Genomic DNA, 17,550 nt, shown 5'->3' on the forward strand with positions numbered 1-17,550 from the left:
GTCTAGTCTGAGACGGGTTGGGGAAGGGGGCGTGCATGCGGGTTGCGGTGCTTGGTCCGGTCCAGGTGTACGCCGACGACGGCACCCCGATCGACCTGGGCGGCCCCAGACTCCGGCGCCTGCTCGCGCGCCTGGCCCTCTCGGCGGGGCAGGTCGTGCAGGCGGAGTCGCTGGTCGACGCCCTGTGGGGAGAGCACCCGCCCGCGGGGGCCCCCAACGCGCTGCGCGCCCTGGTGTACCGGCTGCGCAAGGCCCTGGGCAGCCTGGCGATCGAGTCCGTGGCCACCGGCTACCGGTTGCAGGCCAAGGACGTGGATGTCAACCGGTTCGAGGAGCTCGCCGTCCGCGCTCGCCGGGAGCTCGCCGCTGACCGTCCGGACGTGGCCGCCGCGCTCCTCGATGACGCGCTCGCGCTGTGGCAGGGCCCGGCGCTGGCGGACGTGCTCGACGCCCCCTTCGCCGCCACAGCCGCCACCCGGCTGGAGGAACTGCGCATCGCGGCGGCGCAGGACCGGTTCGAGGCCGGGCTGCGGCTGGGCCGGCACGCCGACATCCTCCCCGACCTGGAGGCAGTCTGCGCCGCGAACCCTCTGCGTGAACGACTGGCCGCCCTGCACATGCGCGCTCTCCACGCCGCAGGTCGGCAGTCGGACGCCCTGCGCGTGTTCGAGCGGATCCGGGGCACCCTCGCCGACCAGCTCGGCATCGACCCCTCCGAAGAGCTGCGGAGCGCCCATCTGGCGGTGCTGCGCGGTGAGCGCGAGGCGCCGAGGGCACGCGCGGAGCCGGAGCCCGGCTGGCTGCCCGCGCCGCTGACCAGCTTCGTCGGCCGCGACGACGAGCTCAAGACGCTCGGCGGGCTGCTGGAGAGCTCCCGCCTGGTGACCGTCGTCGGCCCAGGCGGCACCGGCAAGACCAGGCTCGCTGTGGAAACCGCCTCCCGTCACCGCACCCACCGCCGTGGCCGCGTCTGGCTCGTTTCCCTATCCGGGACCGACGTATCCGGGACCGACGTCGTGGCCGAGGCCGTTCTGGGCGCGCTGAGCTCCCCGGGCGCGTGGCCGCTCGGCGGGGGGTCGGCGGATCCGGTGACTCGGGTGGCCGAGCTGCTCGGCGGCACCGAGGCCGTCCTGGTGCTGGACAACTGCGAGCATCTTGTGGCGGAGGCCGCCGAGTTCGCCGGCCGGTTGCTGGAGCGGCAGCCGTACCTGACGATTCTGTCGACCAGCAGGGAGCCCCTCGGCATCATCGGCGAGGCGCTCTACCGGCTCGGCCCGCTGCCTCAGCCGGCCGCCGTCCGGCTCTTCACCGACCGCGCGACGGCGGTACGGCCCGGCGTAGCACTGGACGAGAAGACGGTCACCGACATCGTGCGGCGCCTCGACGGGCTGCCCCTCGCCCTGGAATTGGCCGCCGCCCGGCTGCGCACCATGGAGGCCGATCAGATCGCCCGGCGGCTTGACGACCGGTTCCGCCTCCTGGCTTCAGGTAATCGAAGCGCCCAGCCCCGTCAGCGAACCCTGCACGCCGTCATCGAATGGAGCTGGGATCTCCTGACCGACCAGGAAAGGACCCTCGCCCGCCGTATCGCGATATTTCCCGCACGAACGGGCGCCGCCGCCATCGAAGCGATCTGCTCAGACCAGACGTTGCCGCCGGGGGACATCGCCTATGTGCTCGACTCCCTGGTCGACAAGTCCATCGTGGAGCGGACCGGGAACGGCTACCGGATGCTGGAGACCATCCGCGCCTACGCCGGGGGAAAGCTCGACCTCGCCGACGAACGGGACACGACGCGGGCTCGGTTCACGCGACACTTCGCCGACCTCGCCGAGGATCACGAACCGCTGCTGCGCTCCCACGAGCAGGAGGCGTCGCTGCGGGTGTTCGACACCGAATACGACAACATCGTCCACGCGCTGCGTACGGCCATCGACGAGGACGACGCCATGACCGCGGCGCGGATCCTCGCCGCGCTGTACTGGTACTGGACGATGGTGCGCTACGAACCGCGCAGCGAGGCGTTCGTCGCCCGGGTGCTGGAATTCGGCGACGTGCTTTCCCCTGACGCCCGCGCCGCCTTCGACATCATGCACGCGCTGGGGGACGACGCGCCGGACGTCACCCCCGACCGGGCGAAGGCACTCATCGAGGAGGGCGCGCGCACTGGCGCGCTGGAGCGCTATCCCACGGTGTTGCTGGCGACGCTCGTCATCGGACACCTCACCCGCCAGGACGACCTGGTCGAACGCGAGACGGCCAGGGCGCGCAGCCGCTCCGACTCTTGGGTCATCGCCTGCACCTTCTTCATGGAGGCGATGATCGGTCATGAGCGCGGCGACTGGGAAGCCGCCGCGACGGCGCTGGACATGGCGCACCACCTGCTGGAAAGGACCGGCGACCGGCTGTTGACGGCCATCGTCCTGACCCAGGTGGCACGAGCGCGCTCCGTTCGTGGTGACCACGACGGCGCGATCGCCCTCTACGAGCACAGCATCGCGCTGACCTCCCATCATGAGATCACTCATCGCATCGCCCTCGCGCAGGAACGGATGCGGGCGGGAGATCTGGCCGGTGCCAGGCGAGACCTCGAGATCGCCGAGCGGGCGGCCTGGGAGAAGGGGCGTCAGCCGCAGCAGATTGAGGTCATGGCCGCTCTGGTCGAGCTCTACCGGCGCTCCGGCGATGTGGAGCGGGCCGACCGAGAACTCGACCGCATCGAGCGGATCGCACAGGAGAGCCTTTCTCTCCCGACCGCCAACGCGCTCGACGGCTTCGTCCTCCCCGCCCGGATGGCGAACCGGCTGACGGCCCGAGACGCGAAGCGGGCCCGCGACCTCCTTCCCGACGTCGTCCGGACAGCGGCCGGGCAGCACGACCTGGCCGCCGCCGCTCAGCGGCTGGCCACGTTGCTCTCCCTCGAGGGAGACCCGGGCGGCGCCGCCACCACGCTCGGCATGAGCCAGGCGATCCGTGGCGCCTTCGACCACGGAGACCCCGAGGTCCGCGAGCTCGCCGCCGCCTTGAGCGTGCGGCTCGGCCCGGCCGTGTACGACGCGGCGTACCAAAGGGGCACGCGGCTACCCCGGCAGGAAGCCATCGACCGGCTGGCAGGCGCGGTGACTTCGGCAGTTTGAAGGGGCGCCGGTTGCCGCTTACAGAACCAGCGCGGTCTGTCACGCGTCTATCACCCGTACGTCACGGGCGCACCCCATCGTGTGAAGCGAAATCCCGTCCACAAGGAGTGCACCATGACCGATTCCACGAACGCCAGGCGCGAAGACGTACAGAAGGCGCTGGAGCGTGCGGTGGCCGAGTACGGCACGCCTGGCGTCGTCGCCGAGATTCAGGACGAGAACGGAGCCTGGTTCGGCTCGGCCGGAGTGGCCGACCTGGGCACCGGCCGCCGCCGCGAACCCGGGGAGCAGTTCAACGTCGGCAGCGCCGCCAAGGCGTTCACCGCCGCCGCGATGCTGACGCTGGAGGCCGAGGGCAGGCTGAGCCTCGCCGACACCGTGGAGGAGTGGCTGCCCGGCGTGGTGCGAGGCAACGGCAACGACGGCCGTCAGATCACCATCGGGCAGCTGCTCACCCACACCAGCGGCCTGGGGATCACCGGGCTGAGTGCCGAGATCGCGCGCAAGTATCACACCCGGCCCGGGTTCGCCGCGCATCGCTACGACGTCTGGACCGTCGAGCAGCTGCTGAAGCTCCAGATGGCCATTCCGCCGTTGTACGCACCGGGTGCGGACTTCGCCTACAGCAACGGCGGCTACCACCTCGTCGGGGCGATCATCGAGAAGGCGACAGGGCGTAGCTACGAGGACGAGGTCGACAGAACGGTCGTCCAGCCGCTCGGACTGACCGGCACCTACGCGCGACCCTTCGCCGAGCAGCGGGTCCGGGGACCGCACGCCAGGATCTATACGAGACAGTTCTTCAAGGACGGCATCGACCCGGACAGCCTCACGCCCGACAACTACGAGTCACTCTTGGAAGGCCCCGATTCCGATCCGGTCGACGTCACCGACAGGACCATCTGGGGATGGGCCGCCGGCGGCGCCGTCTCGACCACCAGCGACATGCTCCGGTTCACCAACGCGATGATCACCGGCTCGCTATTGCCGCCCGCGCAGCATCGCACGATGTGGAGCACGGTCCCCACCAGGGACTGGATGCCCAACACCCGCTACGGCACCGGCGTGAGCCAATGGACGCTGGCCAACGGCCGCACCCTCCACATCGTGGCTGGCTTGGAGCTGGGCACCGCCAGTTTCACCATGGGCACCCCCGACGCCCGACGCCTGGTCTCCATGAACATCAACTGCGACTGGAACTGGTACCCGGTCTGCAACCAGGTCGCCGAGGCGGCGTTCGGCTCGCCCTTCCTCCCGCCTCAGTAGCGCCTGCTGACATCACCCGGACATGGCGGCGGCGCGCCGCCTGTCCGGGCGATCCGCCGGCGCACGCGGTATGGCCAGGCCGACGTCTGGGCACCGCCCAGCTCCCTCGCACCCGCGGGCTCCGCACTGACCATGCCCTGTCGGCTGGCTCCAGCGCGACTCCCGCGGCCGCGACGTCGCCTGCACGATCGACGGCCCCGTGCCCGGATCGACCAGCACCAACCGCGTGCAGGCCGTGACCGCGCTGCTGGCCGCGCTGGTCGCCCCCGCGCCCCTGCCCGACCTCGGGCCCGAGGCCCGCACCCCCGCAGGCCGCGCGCTCGCTCGCCGCGCGAACGGCCGATCAGCCCCTTCACCCCGGCACAGCTGGCCGCCGCCGCGCTCGCCGACAACCTGCCCCGCCTGCCCGATGGCTCCTACTGCGTGCACATCCACGACGGCTACGACGACACCGAACTGGGCCGCGTCTACCGCTCCGGCCGCCGCTGGCAGGCCCTCGCCCCCGACGGGCGCGTCGTCGTGCACCGCGCCAACACCCGTACCGACGCCGTCGACTGGCTGCTCGCCACTCCCGGCCCGCTGTTTGGCGATCCCACCGACACGATCCTGCACAACGTCTCAACCCCGAATACAGGGCCGGGATAGTCCTGCGGGTGTGTGGCGGCGTGTCGGAGCGCGGCAAGGAAGGATGTCTCCCGTAGGAAGCCGTCTTCGATCGCGGGCTCGACCAGCGTGGCCAGGCCGGTGGCGGGTTCGCTGGTGCCGACTGGCCGCACAGCGCGGGCGGCGCGGTAGGCGTCGAACACGGCGTCCAATGCGCGCCAGGAGTCCATCCACACCGGCGCATCCAGCATGTGCGAGGCTGCCCGATGGTGGAGAAGGAGCGCCAGCAACGCCTCCAAGCCGAGGCCGACCAGGCCAAACCCGTGGCTGAGGCCGACAAGATGCGCACCGCGCTGCTCGCTGCCGTCAGCCGCGACCTACGTACGCCGCTGGCGGCTGCCAAGGCCGCAGTCGAGAGCCTGCGCAGCCACGACATCACCTGGACACCCGAGGACCACGACGAACGTTATCGGACACCTCCAATACCTCTCCCCCACCACCTTCAAGATCGCTATGGCCGCTCTCCGGCGTATCTCGGCTGCCCCCTGGTTCGCCCCCAAGGCGGTGCCGGTTAGGGGGCGAACTGCTGGTGTCCTATGACGGAGAGGAGTTCGAGCTTTCCCTGGCTGTCGGTGCCGGGGCGGGCGGCCAGCACCACCAGGGTCTGAGTGCGGTCTTGGGTGCACAGGAACTGGGCGTCGACGTCGATACGGCCGAGGTCGGGGTGGAGGATGGTCTTGGACTCCTCATAGCGCCGGGCGACCTCCCCGAGTTCCCACACGCGGATGAACTCGGGGCTGAGTTCGTGGAGTTCGGCGACCATACGGGCGGCTCGGTCGACGTCGCTGCCGGCTGTCAGCGCGGCCCGCAGGCGTGCTGCCTGGGTGCGGGTGTGGCGCGGGCGGTCTTCTTCGGCGTAGTACAGGCGCTCGGCCGGGTCGGTGAACCAGCGGTAGAAGCAGCTGCGGGCCAGGCCCGTATGGCGGGTCCGGTCGCCGAGCAGGGCGGTGGCGATCGGGTTCATCGCGAGGGTCTCGGCCATGTCGGTCAGCACCAGGGCCGGAGTGTCGGCGTTCAGGCGTTCCAGGACCCGCAGGAGGGTCGGGCTGACGTGCTCGGAGGGATGGAAGCGAGCCGGGGCGTTGTGGCCGATGAGGGCGAAGAGGTGGTCGCGTTCGTCCGGTGTCAGGCGCAGGGCCCTGGCGAGGCCGGTGGTGATCTGGACGGACGGCTGCGGAGCGCGCTGCTGCTCCAGGCGGGCGTAGTAGTCGGTGGACATGCCGGCGAGCTGGGCGACCTCCTCGCGGCGCAGCCCCTGGGTGCGCCGACGCGGACCCTTGACCAGTCCGACGTCGGCGGGGCGCAGCAGCTCGCGCCGCCGGCGCAGGAACTCCGCCAGTTCTTTCCTGTCCATGCCTCCCATTGTCGTCGTTGTGCGTCGGCCCAGCCAGGGACCGCCGATCCATGGATGAACCTTCCCCTCCCGCCTCCGCGCGGGCGCCCCTACGGTCGGGGCTGCGGGCGCTCACCGGCCCCGCAGCCAACGAAGGAGAGAACCCCCATGAAGATGACCGGCAACACGATTCTGATCACCGGCGCCACCTCGGGCATCGGGCTCGGCCTGGCGCTGCGTCTGCACGAGGCCGGCAACAAGGTGATCGTCGCCGGCCGCCGCAAAGAACTCCTGGACGAGATCACGACCGCCCACCCCGGCATCGCGGCGCTCGTCCTCGACGTCGCCGACCCCGCGTCGATCACCCGCGCCGCCGAGACGGTGGCGGCCGCGCATCCCGACCTGAACGTCCTGGTCAACAACGCCGGCATCATGCTGCGGGAGAACCTCCTCGACCCCGCCTCCCTCCCGGTCGCCGAGGACCACGTCGCGATCAATCTGCTCGGCACGATCCGGATGACGTACGCCTTCCTGCCCCTGCTCGCGGGCAAGGACGACGCGGTCGTCATGAACGTCACCTCGGCGATGGGCTTCGTGCCGCTGGCGGCCACCCCGACCTACAGCGCGACCAAGGCCGCGCTGCACGCCTTCTGCGAGAGTCTGCGCGTGCAACTCGCCGACAGCGGCGTCCAGGTGATCGAGGTGATCCCGCCGGCTGTGCGGACCACCCTCCTCGGCCAGCAGGACGACGAGAGGTCCATGCCGCTGGAGGACTACCTCACCGAGGCCCTGGACCTTCTGCGGGAAAGGCCCGACGCCAGGGAGATCGTCGTCGAGCGTGCCAGGCTCTTTCGCGACGCGACGGCGAACGGTACCTACGACGACGTCCTGGCCATGCTCAGCAATTTCCGCTGAGCGGGGCCGGAATGCGGTGATCTTGTTGTTCTTGGCGTCGGTCTCGCTCCGGCCGGCACGATGCCGTCGTCGCACGGCGCGGAGATCAGGTGAACGCAGCGGCCGTCGGCGCGACCCGCGCCGCGGCTGATAGGTGTTTCGGACCGGAACTGGTTCATGAACTCTGACGCGGAAGGCAACGGCCCGTGCCAGGCGATGAACTGCTGATCAAGAAGAAGCCACCGAATGGGCTCGATCTACTCGCTTGAACTACCTCCGATACGACCGTCGTTGAGTGCTCGCGCGTACGTCTCCCGATCCAGCAGAGGGAGCTCGCCAGTGGCGTCCGTGGCGGCGATGTATTCAAGCATCCGCCTCTGAGCTTCCTTTGATTGATCTCTGACCAGGAACTCGGCGTGCTCGAACTGCAAGCCCTGTTCGAGCGACAGAGAGCTGCCGAAGTAGATGGATCGCTTGATGGCTCCGAGAGATTTCTTCGAGCGTAGGCTCAGATACTCTGCGCGCTCGATCGACCGTGCGAGGACCTTTTCCTGTGGCACCACTTCGTCGACCGCACCGAGCGAGAGAGCCTCTGCAGGCGTGAACGGCCTGCCTTCGAGAACGGCGACCAACGTCTGCTGAGTACCGATCAGACGAGGCAGTCGCTGAGAGCCGCCGCCACCGGGTGTCAGTGCAAGCAGGACTTCTGTCAGGCCGATGACATGCTCCCCGTCTGCCAAGATGCGCAGATCACAGGCAAATGCCAGTTCCGCGCCGACGGCAAGTGCCGAACCGTTGAGTGCCGCAACGAAGATGGTGCCGCTTGCATTCATCTTCAGGAAGGTGGCATGGAAGCTGTCGAGCTGCAGAAGTGTCTTGAGCCGGGTCATCCCCGCGAGCGTTCTGACAACCGGCACTCTGTTGATGAGTCTCGCCGTGCGCGCTACGAGCTTGGCGATACGCGTGTTGATCGGCGGGAATCCAGTGCCACCCTCTTGTAGCCAGCGCACATCAGAATGACTCAAGAAGCGGTCAGGATGCGTACCGGTGAAGACGACCGCGCGGATGTCCGGATCGCGGTCTGCACGATCGACCAACTCTTTCAGCTGCTTGGCGATCTCGGGATCGAACAACGCATGCGGGCCTCCGTCGATACGAGCGACGAGCACCCCGGCGTGGCCCTCGACGGCAATGTGTCCTGCGGGCTGCGAGCTACTTCGTGGCGTGTCCATGTGATCCTCCGGTGAGTCGGCTGTGGTCGACGATTTCGGGCGCTCGCGCCTGTCACGCTCCCGCGTGAAACGGCGACGCATTCTGTGCGCGGGGGCGTGCCGGCCCGGCGGCCCGGGGCGGCGGGTGCGGTCATTTCATGCGGACGACGACCTTGCCGGCCTTGGTGCGTCCTTGCTCGAGGTGGGCCAGGGCTTCGCGGGTCTGGTCGAAGTCGAAGACGGAGTCCACGACCGGCCGGATGATCCCGGCGTCGATGAGGGCGGCGAGTTCGCGCAGCTGGTCGCCGCTGGCCTTCATGAACAGGTACGAGTACGTCACCTGGCGTCGCCTGACACGCCGGCGGATGCGGAAACTCAACGCCGCTATCGCCAGCCGGATGACGGGATTGGCGCCGATCTCCCGGGCGAAGGCGGGGTCGGGTGGTCCGGTGATGCTGATGACGGTCCCGCCCGGCTTGAGCACCCGCAGAGACTTGTCGAGCGTCTCGCCGCCGACGGTGTCGAGAACCACGTCGTAGTCGTGCAGGTTCGCCTCGAATGCCTGTTTCTGGTAGTCGATGACGACGTCCGCGCCGAGGCTCTTCACCAGGTCCGTCTTCGACGCGCTCGCGGTCGTGGCCACGCTCGCTCCCAGATGTTTCGCCAGCTGGATGGCGATGGTGCCGACGCCGCCGGCACCGGCGTGGATGAGGACCTTCTGGCCGGGTCGCAGGTCGGCCCGCTCCACCAGCGCCTGCCAGGCGGTCAATCCAACCAGGGGGATGGAGGCGGCCTCCGCCATGGTGAGCGTGGCCGGTTTGGTCGCCACGTCGTCCTCGTGGATCGCGATGAGCTCCGCGAACGTGCCCATCCGGTTCTGGTCCGGGTGTGCGTAGACCTCGTCGCCGACGGCGAACCGTGTGACGCGGGCACCGACGGCGACGACCGTGCCGGCGAGGTCGTTGCCGAGGACGAACGGCGCCCGCAACGGCAGGATCGCCTTGAGGTCGCCGTTGCGGATCTTGAGGTCGACCGGATTGACGCTCGCCGCATGAATCCGGACGAGGACGTCATGAGCGCCCGCCTTCGGATCCGGCACATCGCTGGCGCGCACGGTGTCGGCGTCGCCGTAGCGCTCGACCACAAATGCCTTCATCGTTGTCTCCGTCTCTGGTGTGCGCTGCTCACAGCAGTACAAAGATCGCTCGGTCAGCGCGGCGCAGTCGCAAGTCTCGTCTCAGGCTGGACACTCGCCCGGGCGTTCCGAGAAGCGGACCGGTGACGTGCTCGGTGCTTACGGGGTTCGCCCGCAGCGGCCAGCCGGTGCCGCGAAGCGCAGGCCGCTAGCACCGGCCGAACAGATGGCGCGGGTTCGCCGCCGGTCGGACCTGCTCCGGCTGCCCTGACTGCTAGCCCAGGAACGAGGCGAGCCGGGTTTCGATCGGCTGGTGCAGGCCGGCACGGACCGCGCGGGTGAAGTCGTCGGCCAGGATCTCCGCATAGCCCTTCTCGACACCGTCGAGGACCTGCCGGACCACGTCCGCGGGCTTCGACTTGGCGGCGTCGATGCTGGCGGCCATGTCGGTGTCGACGTACCCGACGTGGACTCCGACGACCTGCACGCCTCGGGGCCCGAACTCCAGGCGCATGGAGTCGGTCGCGCTCCACACGGCCGCCTTGGATACCCCGTAGGTGCCGCCCGTGGGGAGCCAGGAGGCCACCGAGGCCATGTTGATCACGATGCCGGAACGCTGCGCCAGTCGGTCGGCGAAGGCCGAAGTCACCGCGAGCGTGCCGAACAGGTTCGTCTCCAGTTCGCTGCGCAGGGTGGAGGTGTCGGCGTCGAGGACCGAAGCGCCGCGGGCGATGCCGGCGTTGTTCACCACGACGCTCACGTCCTGTGCGGTCTCGGCGGCGCGGGCCACCGAGCCGGCGTCGGTGACGTCGAGCTGCAGCGGGACTATGCGGGGGTCGTCGGTGACGATCGTCTGCGGGTCGCGGGCGGCGGCATAGACCTTCGCGACGCCGCGGTCGAGGAGCTGACGGACGAACTCCCGGCCCATGCCACGGTTGGCACCGGTGACGAGAACGGTCTGGTCGGCGAGCTGAGTCATGTCATTCTCCAGGAGTCAGTGCGCTCGGTCGGGCGCTGAGTGACGAATACGCCGCCGTACGGGGTTGTTTCGCAGACACGCGGGGGCCCATCTGCTGGATCGCTTGGAGCGACCTCGGGTACGCGGCCGACGGCGCGGATGAACAAGCAATCTGATTACGGTCATACGACCATAGGGTGGGAGAGCAGTCGGGGGCAAGCCGCTAGGTGAAATTAAATTATGGTCGTACTCTCAATCTGATCGGGGCGGCGGACGAAGCGGCCTGCCTGCGGGTGAAGGGGCGTGTGGTGCGGTACGGGAGAGAGCGCAAGCAGGTGACGCGGCGGCGGATCATCGAGGCGGCCGGGCGCCGGTTCAAGGCCGACGGCATCAACGGCTCGGGGATCGCCGCACTGATGGCCGACGCGGGATTGACGAACGGTGCGTTCTACGCCCACTTCGACTCCAAGGACGACCTGGTCGTCGCCGCGGTCGCCGACCAACTCCGCGAACAGCGCGAGGGCCTGAGCGCGGCGGCACCCGGACCGGCCGGAGCCGAGCAGTTCCTGCGGGAGTACCTCTCGATCCGGCATCGCGACAGCCCCGAGGACGGCTGCCCGTCCGCCGCCCTGCTCGACGAGATCGCCCGCAGCGCGGATGCCGCCAGGCGCGCGTACACCGACGGCGTGCTGGCCGTCATCGACGACGTCGCCGCCCGGGTGGCACCCGACGACCCGCAGTCGGCGCGCGTGCGATCGCTCACCATCTACGCCCTGATGGTCGGGACGCTGCAACTCTCCCGCGCACTGGTCGACCAGCAGCTTGCCGACGTCGTCCTCGAGCAGGGCATCCAGAGCGCCCTCACGCTGCTCGACGCTGAAGGCCGGGCGATAGGGCGGGCCTCGCCGCCGACGTGAGCCGCCCTTGAAATTACGAGAATAATTTCATGACCGAGGGGTCTTGCCTCCGGACTCATTCTCAAATTATGGTCGTATGATCGTAATCTTATGTTGCTTCGACGGGACCGGCGAGCAGGCCACCTACCCGCCGATCTCCGTCGAAACGACGACCACGAAATGAGCCATCCGATGAGCCAGTCCAGCACGATCCACCTCGAGCGCACGACCCCGCAGACCGCCAGGATCACGTTCGCGAATCCGCCGATGAACCTGGTGATTCCCGAGACCGTGGTGACGTTGCACGAGATCGTCCGCGGACTCGACGACGACCCCGACATCCAGGTCGTCGTGTTCGCCTGCGAGGTCCCCGACTTCTTCTTCAACCACTTCGACGGCGCTGAGGCCGGCAACCTGCCCGTGCCCGAGCACGAGGACGACGCGCCGGTCTGGACCGACCTGGTCCTGCGGTTGAGCAAGGCCGCGTACGTCAGCATCGCGGCCATCCGGGGCCGTACCCGCGGCGCCGGCAACGAATTGGCCCTTGCCTGTGACCTGCGGTACGCCAGCCGGGAGAAGGCGTTCTTCGGCCAGCCCGAGGTCGGGGTCGGCATCGTGCCCGGCGGTGGTGGTGCCGAGCGACTCCCGCGGTCCATCGGCCGCGATCGGGCGCTCGAGGCGATCCTCGGCAGCGCCGACTACGACGCCGACCTGGCCGAGCGTTGGGGATGGGTCACCCGGGCCATGCCGGACGCGGAACTCGACGTCTTCGTCGACGCGATGGTCGCACGGCTGGCTTCCTTTGACCGTCAGGCGTTGGCGACCGCCAAGGCGATGGTCGGCCGGGCCACCCTGCCGCCGGACGCCGACCTGATCGCCTCCTATGGCGCGTTCGTGGACTCGCTGACCGGCCCGGGACTCCTGCCCCGGGCGATGGCGCTCGGCGCACTGGCCGCCGACAAGGGCCTGGATGTCGAATACCAGCTGGGCGAATACCTCGGCCAGATCAACCAGAGCCTCTGATCGCCTTGTCTGCGCGGCGGCGAGAGGCAAGAAGGCCGGCTCTGCGGCGCGCGCGGCACTGAACCGAATGCGGGGTACGCCATGCGCACCCGGCGTACCCCGCGCGGAAGGCAAACGCGTCATGTATGACCGGCTGCTCGCAGGGTTCAAATCATTCGGGGTCGACGTCGACGGCGCTCGCATCGCCGGTCACAGTGCGGGCTCCGGGCTGCCCGTCCTGCTGCTGAACGGCTAGCCCCAGACGCGCATGAGGTGGCATCAGGGCCCGCCCCATCACTTGTCCTGAAGATTCGGGTTTGCCGGTGAGCTTGTGGAAGCTTTAAATTATGGTCATACTTTTATTGCCACGGAGCCGCCGGAGCCTCACCCAAAGGGAAGAACAGTCATGAGCCACCGCCAAGAAGTACAAAACAACGCGATCACGTCGTACAAGTACGCGCCCACCCGCACCATATCCGCCGGTGGCGTGGAGTTCGCCTACCGGGAGCTCGGCCCGAAGACCGGCGTCCCGCTGGTCCTGGTGACCCATCTGGCCGCGGTCCTCGACAACTGGGATCCCCGGGTGGTCGACGGCCTCGCCGCGAAACATCGGGTCATCGCGTTCGACAACCGGGGCGTGGGCGCCTCCACCGGCGCGACGCCGAAGACCATTCGGGCGATGGCGAAGGACGCCGTGACGTTCATTCGGGCGCTGGGTCTGAACCAGGTCGACCTACTGGGCTTCTCCATGGGCGGCATGATCGCCCAGGTGATCGTTCAGGACGAACCTCAGCTCGTGCGCAAGCTGATCCTCGCGGGCACCGGGCCGGCCGGCGGTGAGGGCATCAAGAACGTCACCAAGCTCTCGCATCTCGACACCGTCCGGGCGCTGCTCACGCTGCAGGATCCGAAGCAGTTCCTGTTCTTCACCCGGACCCCGAACGGCCGTCAGGCGGGTAAGCAGTTTCTGGCGCGCCTGAAGGAACGTACCGACAACCGGGACAAGGCGATCTCGTTCAAGTCCTACTTCGCGCAGTTGTCCGCCATCCACAGCTGGGGACTGGAGCGGCCACACGACCTCTCTGTCATCCGCCAGCCCGTGCTCGTCGCCAACGGCGAGAGCGACCGGATGGTGCCGACACAGAACTCGCGCGACCTGGCCCGCCGCCTGCCGGACAGCGACCTGGTGATCTACCCCGACGCCGGACATGGCGGCATCTTCCAGTTTCACGGCCAGTTCGTCGAGCAGTCCCTCGCATTCCTCCAGCGGTAGCACCGCAAGGGGAACGGCCCCCTCGCGGTCGAGGGGGCAGTGCCGTGGACGGCCTCGGCTGCTGCTCAGCGAAGGAACACGAGGGCGTTCTGGATGCCGTGTTCGAGGACCTCGTCGGCGAACTTCGGGTCGGACACGGCGCGGGACAACTGCAGCGTCCCGATCGCCATCGTGTACAGCGCGAGTGCCTTCCCGTACGCGGATTGCGGATCCGCGGGAGCCAGGCGGACGGCTATCTCGTCCAGGATGACCCGGGCACCGTCGGTGTAAGCGTCCTTGGCTCCGATCGGGCAGCGCCCGATCTCGTCGAGCAGGGCGGCGGCGGGACATCCGGCGCCGGGGTTGTCCCGATGTTGAGGCGACAGGTATTCGCGCAGAAACTCCTCTAGGCCCGACCGGCCGGGCGGCAGCTCACTGAAACTCTGCGCCTGGGCACCCAACTGGTCGGCGATGACGTTGGCGACGAGGTCGTCCTTGGACGAGAAATGGGCGTAGAACGCACCGTTGGTCAACCCCGCGTCCGCCATCAACGTGGCCACACCGGAGCCGTCGATGCCGTCGGTTTTGAACCGACGGCCGGCCGTGTCGAGGATCCGCTGCCGCGTGGCCTGCTTGTGCTCCTTGTCGTAACGCGCCACCGGAACTCCTCCATCTACTCGGCACGCTCGATGCCGCACCTGGCATACCCGATGGTATGACGTACACAATTTCATGGGGTGACGTTCGGTCAGTGGTTTTGGGCCGGCACGCCTCGGAAGGTGCGTCGGTAGGCGAGTGGCGAGACGCCGATGGCGGCGTGCAGGTGTTCACGCAGCGAGGTGCCGCCGGCGAAGCCGACCTGGCCGGCGATCTCGTCGACCGCGAGGTCGGTGGATTCCAGCAGGTGCCGGGCCCGGTCGACGCGTTGCTGGATGAGCCAGCGTCCTGGGCTCATGCCGACTTCCTCGTTGAAGCGGCGGGCGAAGGTGCGCAGGCTCATGTTTGACTGCTCGGCAAGGTCGCTCAGGGTCAGCGGCTTGTGCAGGTTCTGCAGCGCCCATTGGCGGGTGGCGGACGTGTCGTTCGCCACGGTGTCGGGGACCGGGCGCTCGATGTACTGCGCTTGGCCCCCGTCGCGCCACGGGGGGACGACGCACATGCGGGCCACATGGTTGGCGATCTCGCTGCCGTGGTCCTTGCGGACCAGGTGCAGGCAGACGTCGATGCCGGAGGCGGCGCCGGCCGAGGTCAGCACGTCGCCCTCGTCGACGAACAGCACGTTCGGGTCCAGTTCCACCTGCGGATACCACTGACGGAAGACCTCCGTGGCGGCCCAGTGCGTGGTGGCCCGCCGTCCGTCGAGCAGCCCCGCCGCGGCTAGCACAAAGGCACCGGTGCAGATCGACACGATCCGGGTGCCGGGGGACACGAACGCGAGGGCTTGCGCCACGTCGACCGGCGTTTGACGGCTGAAGTCGGTGGTGCCGAAGGGCGGGATGATGACGGTGTCGGCGGTACGCAAAACCTCCGGGCCGTGGTCGACGGTGATCGAGAAGTCCGCGTTGGTGCGGACTGGGCGGCCGTCGGCGGTGCAGGTCAGGACTTCGTAGCGGCCGTCGGCGGTGCCGAAGACCCGCCTGGGGATGCCCAGGTCGAAGGGGTACACGCCGTTCGGGGCGAGAACGACGACGCGGTGCACCTGTGCCATGGCAGGATCCCGTCGAAAGTTGGCGACCATGCCATTGTAGCGGGCCGTGACGGCGGACAGGCTGGACCCATGACGAACACCGAGACCATGCGAGCCATCAGCCAGGACACCTACGGAACCCCCGACGTGCTGCAGGAGACCCTGCTACCCAAACCGGCGCCAGGGGTGAGTGAAATCCTTGTAGCCGTCCACGCGGCCGGGGTCAATCCGACCGACTGGTGGAACCGGGCCCAGTCCATGACCGTCGCCCAGATGCCGCTGGTGCTCGGCTGGGACGTCTCCGGCGTCGTCGAGGCCGTCGGCATGGGCGTCACCCTGTTCAAGCCCGGTGACGAAGTCTTCGGGATGCTGCCCTATCCGGGCGGGGTGGGTGCGCACGCCGAGTACGTGACCGCACCGGCCCGCGTCTTCACGCACAAGCCCGCCGGTATCGACCACGTCCAGGCCGGTGCGCTGCCGCTGGCCGCGCTCACCGCCTACCAGGCGCTGGTCGACACCGCCGGCGTCCGGGCCGGGCAGCGGGTCCTGATTCATGCGGCGGCCGGCGGCGTGGGTCACCTCGCTGTGCAGATCGCCAAGTCCCGCGGCGCGTACGTGATCGGCACCGCCAGCGCCGCCAAGCACGACTTCCTGCGGTCGGTGGGCGCCGACGAGGTGATCGACTACCACAGCGTCGATTTCGCCCAGGTGCTCAGCGACATCGACGTGGTCCTCGACCCGATCTCGCTCGACTCCGCCGCCCGGGCCCGCTCCGTGGCCGTGCTGCGCCCGGGTGGCACCCTCGTCTCGATCCTTCCGGTACCCATCGACCCCGCCGAACTAGCGGCGATCGCCGAGCGAGGCATCCGCTACGAGTCGCTGCTGGTCGAGGCTGACCACGGAGGTATGCGGGCCATCGCCGCCCTCGTCGAGACCGGGGCGCTGCGTGCGCACATCGAGGCCACGTTCCCGCTCGCTGAGGCGGCGAAGGCGCACGCGCTCGGCGAGACCGGCCGCACCACCGGCAAGATCGTGCTGACCGTACGAGACGGCGGCCAGGCGCAACTTGCCCAGCAACTCCTGCAGGACCTGTTCACCCGCGGCGACACTGCCATTGTCGACCGGCTCCTGCGGCCCGACTACATCCAGCACAACCCCCTGGCGCCCGACGGCCCCGACGCCCTCAAATACTTCGTCGCCACGACGCGGCAGCAGTTCCCGCAGGTCGCCTTCGAGCCTCGACGGGTCATCTCCGACGGCGACCTGGTGCTGCTGCACTCCCGCAACGTACTCGTGCCGGGCACCCCGGGTATGGCCGTGTTCGACCTCTTCCGTTTCCAGGACGGGAGGATCGCCGAGCACTGGGACGTCCTGCAGGAAGTGCCCGCCACCACCGCCAGCGGCAATGACATGTTCGCCACGCTCAGCGAGCCGCGGAGCGAGGCGCCGGGGCAGCGGTGGCTCACCGCGTACCACAAGAAGCTGGTCAGTGCGTTCGTCGACGAGTTGCTGGTCCGCAAGGACCTGGCCGCCATCGACACCTATGTTGACACCGAGTACCACGAGCACAACCCGAACATCCCCGACGGCGCGGCCGGTCTGAAGGCCGGGCTGGGCTTCTACTTCGAGCAGTTCCCGCAGCTGAGCGTGACACCGAAACGGGTCATCGCGCAGGGTGACCTGGTCGCCGTGCACAGCCACTACATCGACACACCCGGCGACCGCGGCCGGGCGGTCATCGACCTCTTCCGGGTACGCGACGGGAAGATCGTCGAGCACTGGAACGCCGAACAGGACGTACCCGAGACCGCCGCCAACGACAACACGATGTTCTGACACCGGCCAGGGCCGCCGCGAATCGCGTACGGCGTCCTTACGCCTCTTGGGCACATGATCTACATCCGCCGCTTTGTCGCGTCGACGTGGTCGCCCGTCGCGACCACCTGATCTACGGGGAAAGCGACGCCGTCCTTCCATCAGCACGCCCGTGTCGTGCACCGGCAAACCCTTGCGCTCAGCGGGCGCACATTGCAGTATGATCGTAAGTCAACGAGATCATGCACCGGCGATGACTGCGGCCCAAGCCCCTGGCGACGGGTCTCGTGGTGCACGCGCC

14 protein-coding genes and 2 pseudogenes are annotated in these 17,550 nt (G+C 68.7%); 10 read left to right on the top strand and 6 right to left on the bottom strand.

The features are described from left to right. Positions 1–35: 35 nt before the first annotated feature. From Q9G87_RS50030 to Q9G87_RS50045, 4 genes are all read left to right on the top strand, one after another. On the top strand, positions 36–3,137 hold the full coding sequence (locus Q9G87_RS50030; protein ID WP_305923742.1) for a BTAD domain-containing putative transcriptional regulator: 3,102 nt from the start codon (positions 36–38) through the stop codon (positions 3,135–3,137). Between the two features lie 114 nt (positions 3,138–3,251). Further along, the gene (locus tag Q9G87_RS50035) at positions 3,252–4,403 is read left to right on the top strand and encodes a serine hydrolase domain-containing protein (RefSeq protein WP_305923743.1); all 1,152 of its coding nucleotides are present in this window, start codon (positions 3,252–3,254) and stop codon (positions 4,401–4,403) included. Positions 4,404–4,826: 423 nt separating this feature from the next. Next, positions 4,827–5,048, top strand: a complete 222-nt coding sequence (locus tag Q9G87_RS50040) for a hypothetical protein (protein ID WP_305923744.1) — start codon at positions 4,827–4,829, stop codon at positions 5,046–5,048. Positions 5,049–5,272: 224 nt separating this feature from the next. Continuing rightward, entirely contained in the window at positions 5,273–5,581 is a 309-nt protein-coding gene (locus Q9G87_RS50045; RefSeq protein WP_305923837.1) for a histidine kinase, read from the top strand. Here the strand turns inward: Q9G87_RS50045 and Q9G87_RS50050 are convergent. Then, complete coding sequence (locus Q9G87_RS50050; RefSeq protein WP_138714151.1) at positions 5,578–6,420, bottom strand: helix-turn-helix transcriptional regulator; 843 nt, start codon at positions 6,418–6,420, stop codon at positions 5,578–5,580. The genes Q9G87_RS50045 and Q9G87_RS50050 overlap by 4 nt on opposite strands. A gap of 147 nt (positions 6,421–6,567) precedes the next feature. Between Q9G87_RS50050 and Q9G87_RS50055 the strand changes: the two genes are divergently transcribed. Continuing rightward, a complete protein-coding gene (locus Q9G87_RS50055) occupies positions 6,568–7,314 on the top strand; it encodes an SDR family oxidoreductase (RefSeq protein ID WP_305923745.1) in 747 nt (248 codons plus the stop codon). Positions 7,315–7,550: 236 nt separating this feature from the next. Here Q9G87_RS50055 and Q9G87_RS50060 read toward each other — a convergent pair whose 3' ends face one another. The 3 genes from Q9G87_RS50060 to Q9G87_RS50070 all read right to left on the bottom strand — a co-directional run bounded on the left by Q9G87_RS50060 (position 7,551) and on the right by Q9G87_RS50070 (position 10,618). Beyond that, entirely contained in the window at positions 7,551–8,525 is a 975-nt protein-coding gene (locus Q9G87_RS50060) for an enoyl-CoA hydratase/isomerase family protein (protein WP_305923746.1), read from the bottom strand. A 130-nt stretch (positions 8,526–8,655) separates the two neighbouring features. After that, complete coding sequence (locus Q9G87_RS50065; protein WP_305923747.1) at positions 8,656–9,660, bottom strand: NADP-dependent oxidoreductase; 1,005 nt, start codon at positions 9,658–9,660, stop codon at positions 8,656–8,658. 253 nt (positions 9,661–9,913) lie between these two features. Beyond that, positions 9,914–10,618 carry an SDR family oxidoreductase gene (locus Q9G87_RS50070; RefSeq protein WP_305923748.1) on the bottom strand — a complete coding sequence of 235 codons (705 nt, stop codon included), beginning with the start codon at positions 10,616–10,618 and terminating at the stop codon, positions 9,914–9,916. Between the two features lie 287 nt (positions 10,619–10,905). On the opposite strand from Q9G87_RS50070, the gene Q9G87_RS50075 reads away from it, so the two are divergent. The 3 genes from Q9G87_RS50075 to Q9G87_RS50085 all read left to right on the top strand — a co-directional run bounded on the left by Q9G87_RS50075 (position 10,906) and on the right by Q9G87_RS50085 (position 13,768). Further along, positions 10,906–11,514 carry a TetR/AcrR family transcriptional regulator gene (locus Q9G87_RS50075; RefSeq protein WP_305923749.1) on the top strand — a complete coding sequence of 203 codons (609 nt, stop codon included), beginning with the start codon at positions 10,906–10,908 and terminating at the stop codon, positions 11,512–11,514. Positions 11,515–11,685: 171 nt separating this feature from the next. Continuing rightward, the gene (locus Q9G87_RS50080; protein ID WP_305923750.1) at positions 11,686–12,516 is read left to right on the top strand and encodes an enoyl-CoA hydratase/isomerase family protein; all 831 of its coding nucleotides are present in this window, start codon (positions 11,686–11,688) and stop codon (positions 12,514–12,516) included. A 385-nt stretch (positions 12,517–12,901) separates the two neighbouring features. Then, complete coding sequence (locus Q9G87_RS50085; RefSeq protein WP_305923751.1) at positions 12,902–13,768, top strand: alpha/beta fold hydrolase; 867 nt, start codon at positions 12,902–12,904, stop codon at positions 13,766–13,768. A 65-nt stretch (positions 13,769–13,833) separates the two neighbouring features. On the opposite strand, the gene Q9G87_RS50090 is transcribed toward Q9G87_RS50085, so the two are convergent. Both Q9G87_RS50090 and Q9G87_RS50095 read right to left on the bottom strand, forming a co-directional pair. Continuing rightward, positions 13,834–14,406: a TetR/AcrR family transcriptional regulator gene (locus tag Q9G87_RS50090; RefSeq protein ID WP_305923752.1), complete on the bottom strand. Its 573-nt coding sequence runs from the start codon at positions 14,404–14,406 to the stop codon at positions 13,834–13,836. 89 nt (positions 14,407–14,495) lie between these two features. Beyond that, positions 14,496–15,455 (bottom strand): GlxA family transcriptional regulator, encoded by a 960-nt coding sequence (locus tag Q9G87_RS50095; protein ID WP_305923753.1) that lies wholly within the window; start codon positions 15,453–15,455, stop codon positions 14,496–14,498. Positions 15,456–15,542: 87 nt separating this feature from the next. Between Q9G87_RS50095 and Q9G87_RS50100 the strand changes: the two are divergent. Together Q9G87_RS50100 and Q9G87_RS50105 are read left to right on the top strand one after the other, a co-directional pair. Beyond that, positions 15,543–16,484, top strand: a pseudogene (locus Q9G87_RS50100) (NADP-dependent oxidoreductase); the annotation flags it as partial. A 27-nt stretch (positions 16,485–16,511) separates the two neighbouring features. Continuing rightward, positions 16,512–17,270: pseudogene (locus Q9G87_RS50105) on the top strand (nuclear transport factor 2 family protein); the annotation flags it as partial. Positions 17,271–17,550 lie beyond the last annotated feature (280 nt).

The sequence above is a fragment of the Nonomuraea turcica genome, from assembly GCF_030718205.1.
GTDB lineage: Bacteria > Actinomycetota > Actinomycetes > Streptosporangiales > Streptosporangiaceae > Nonomuraea.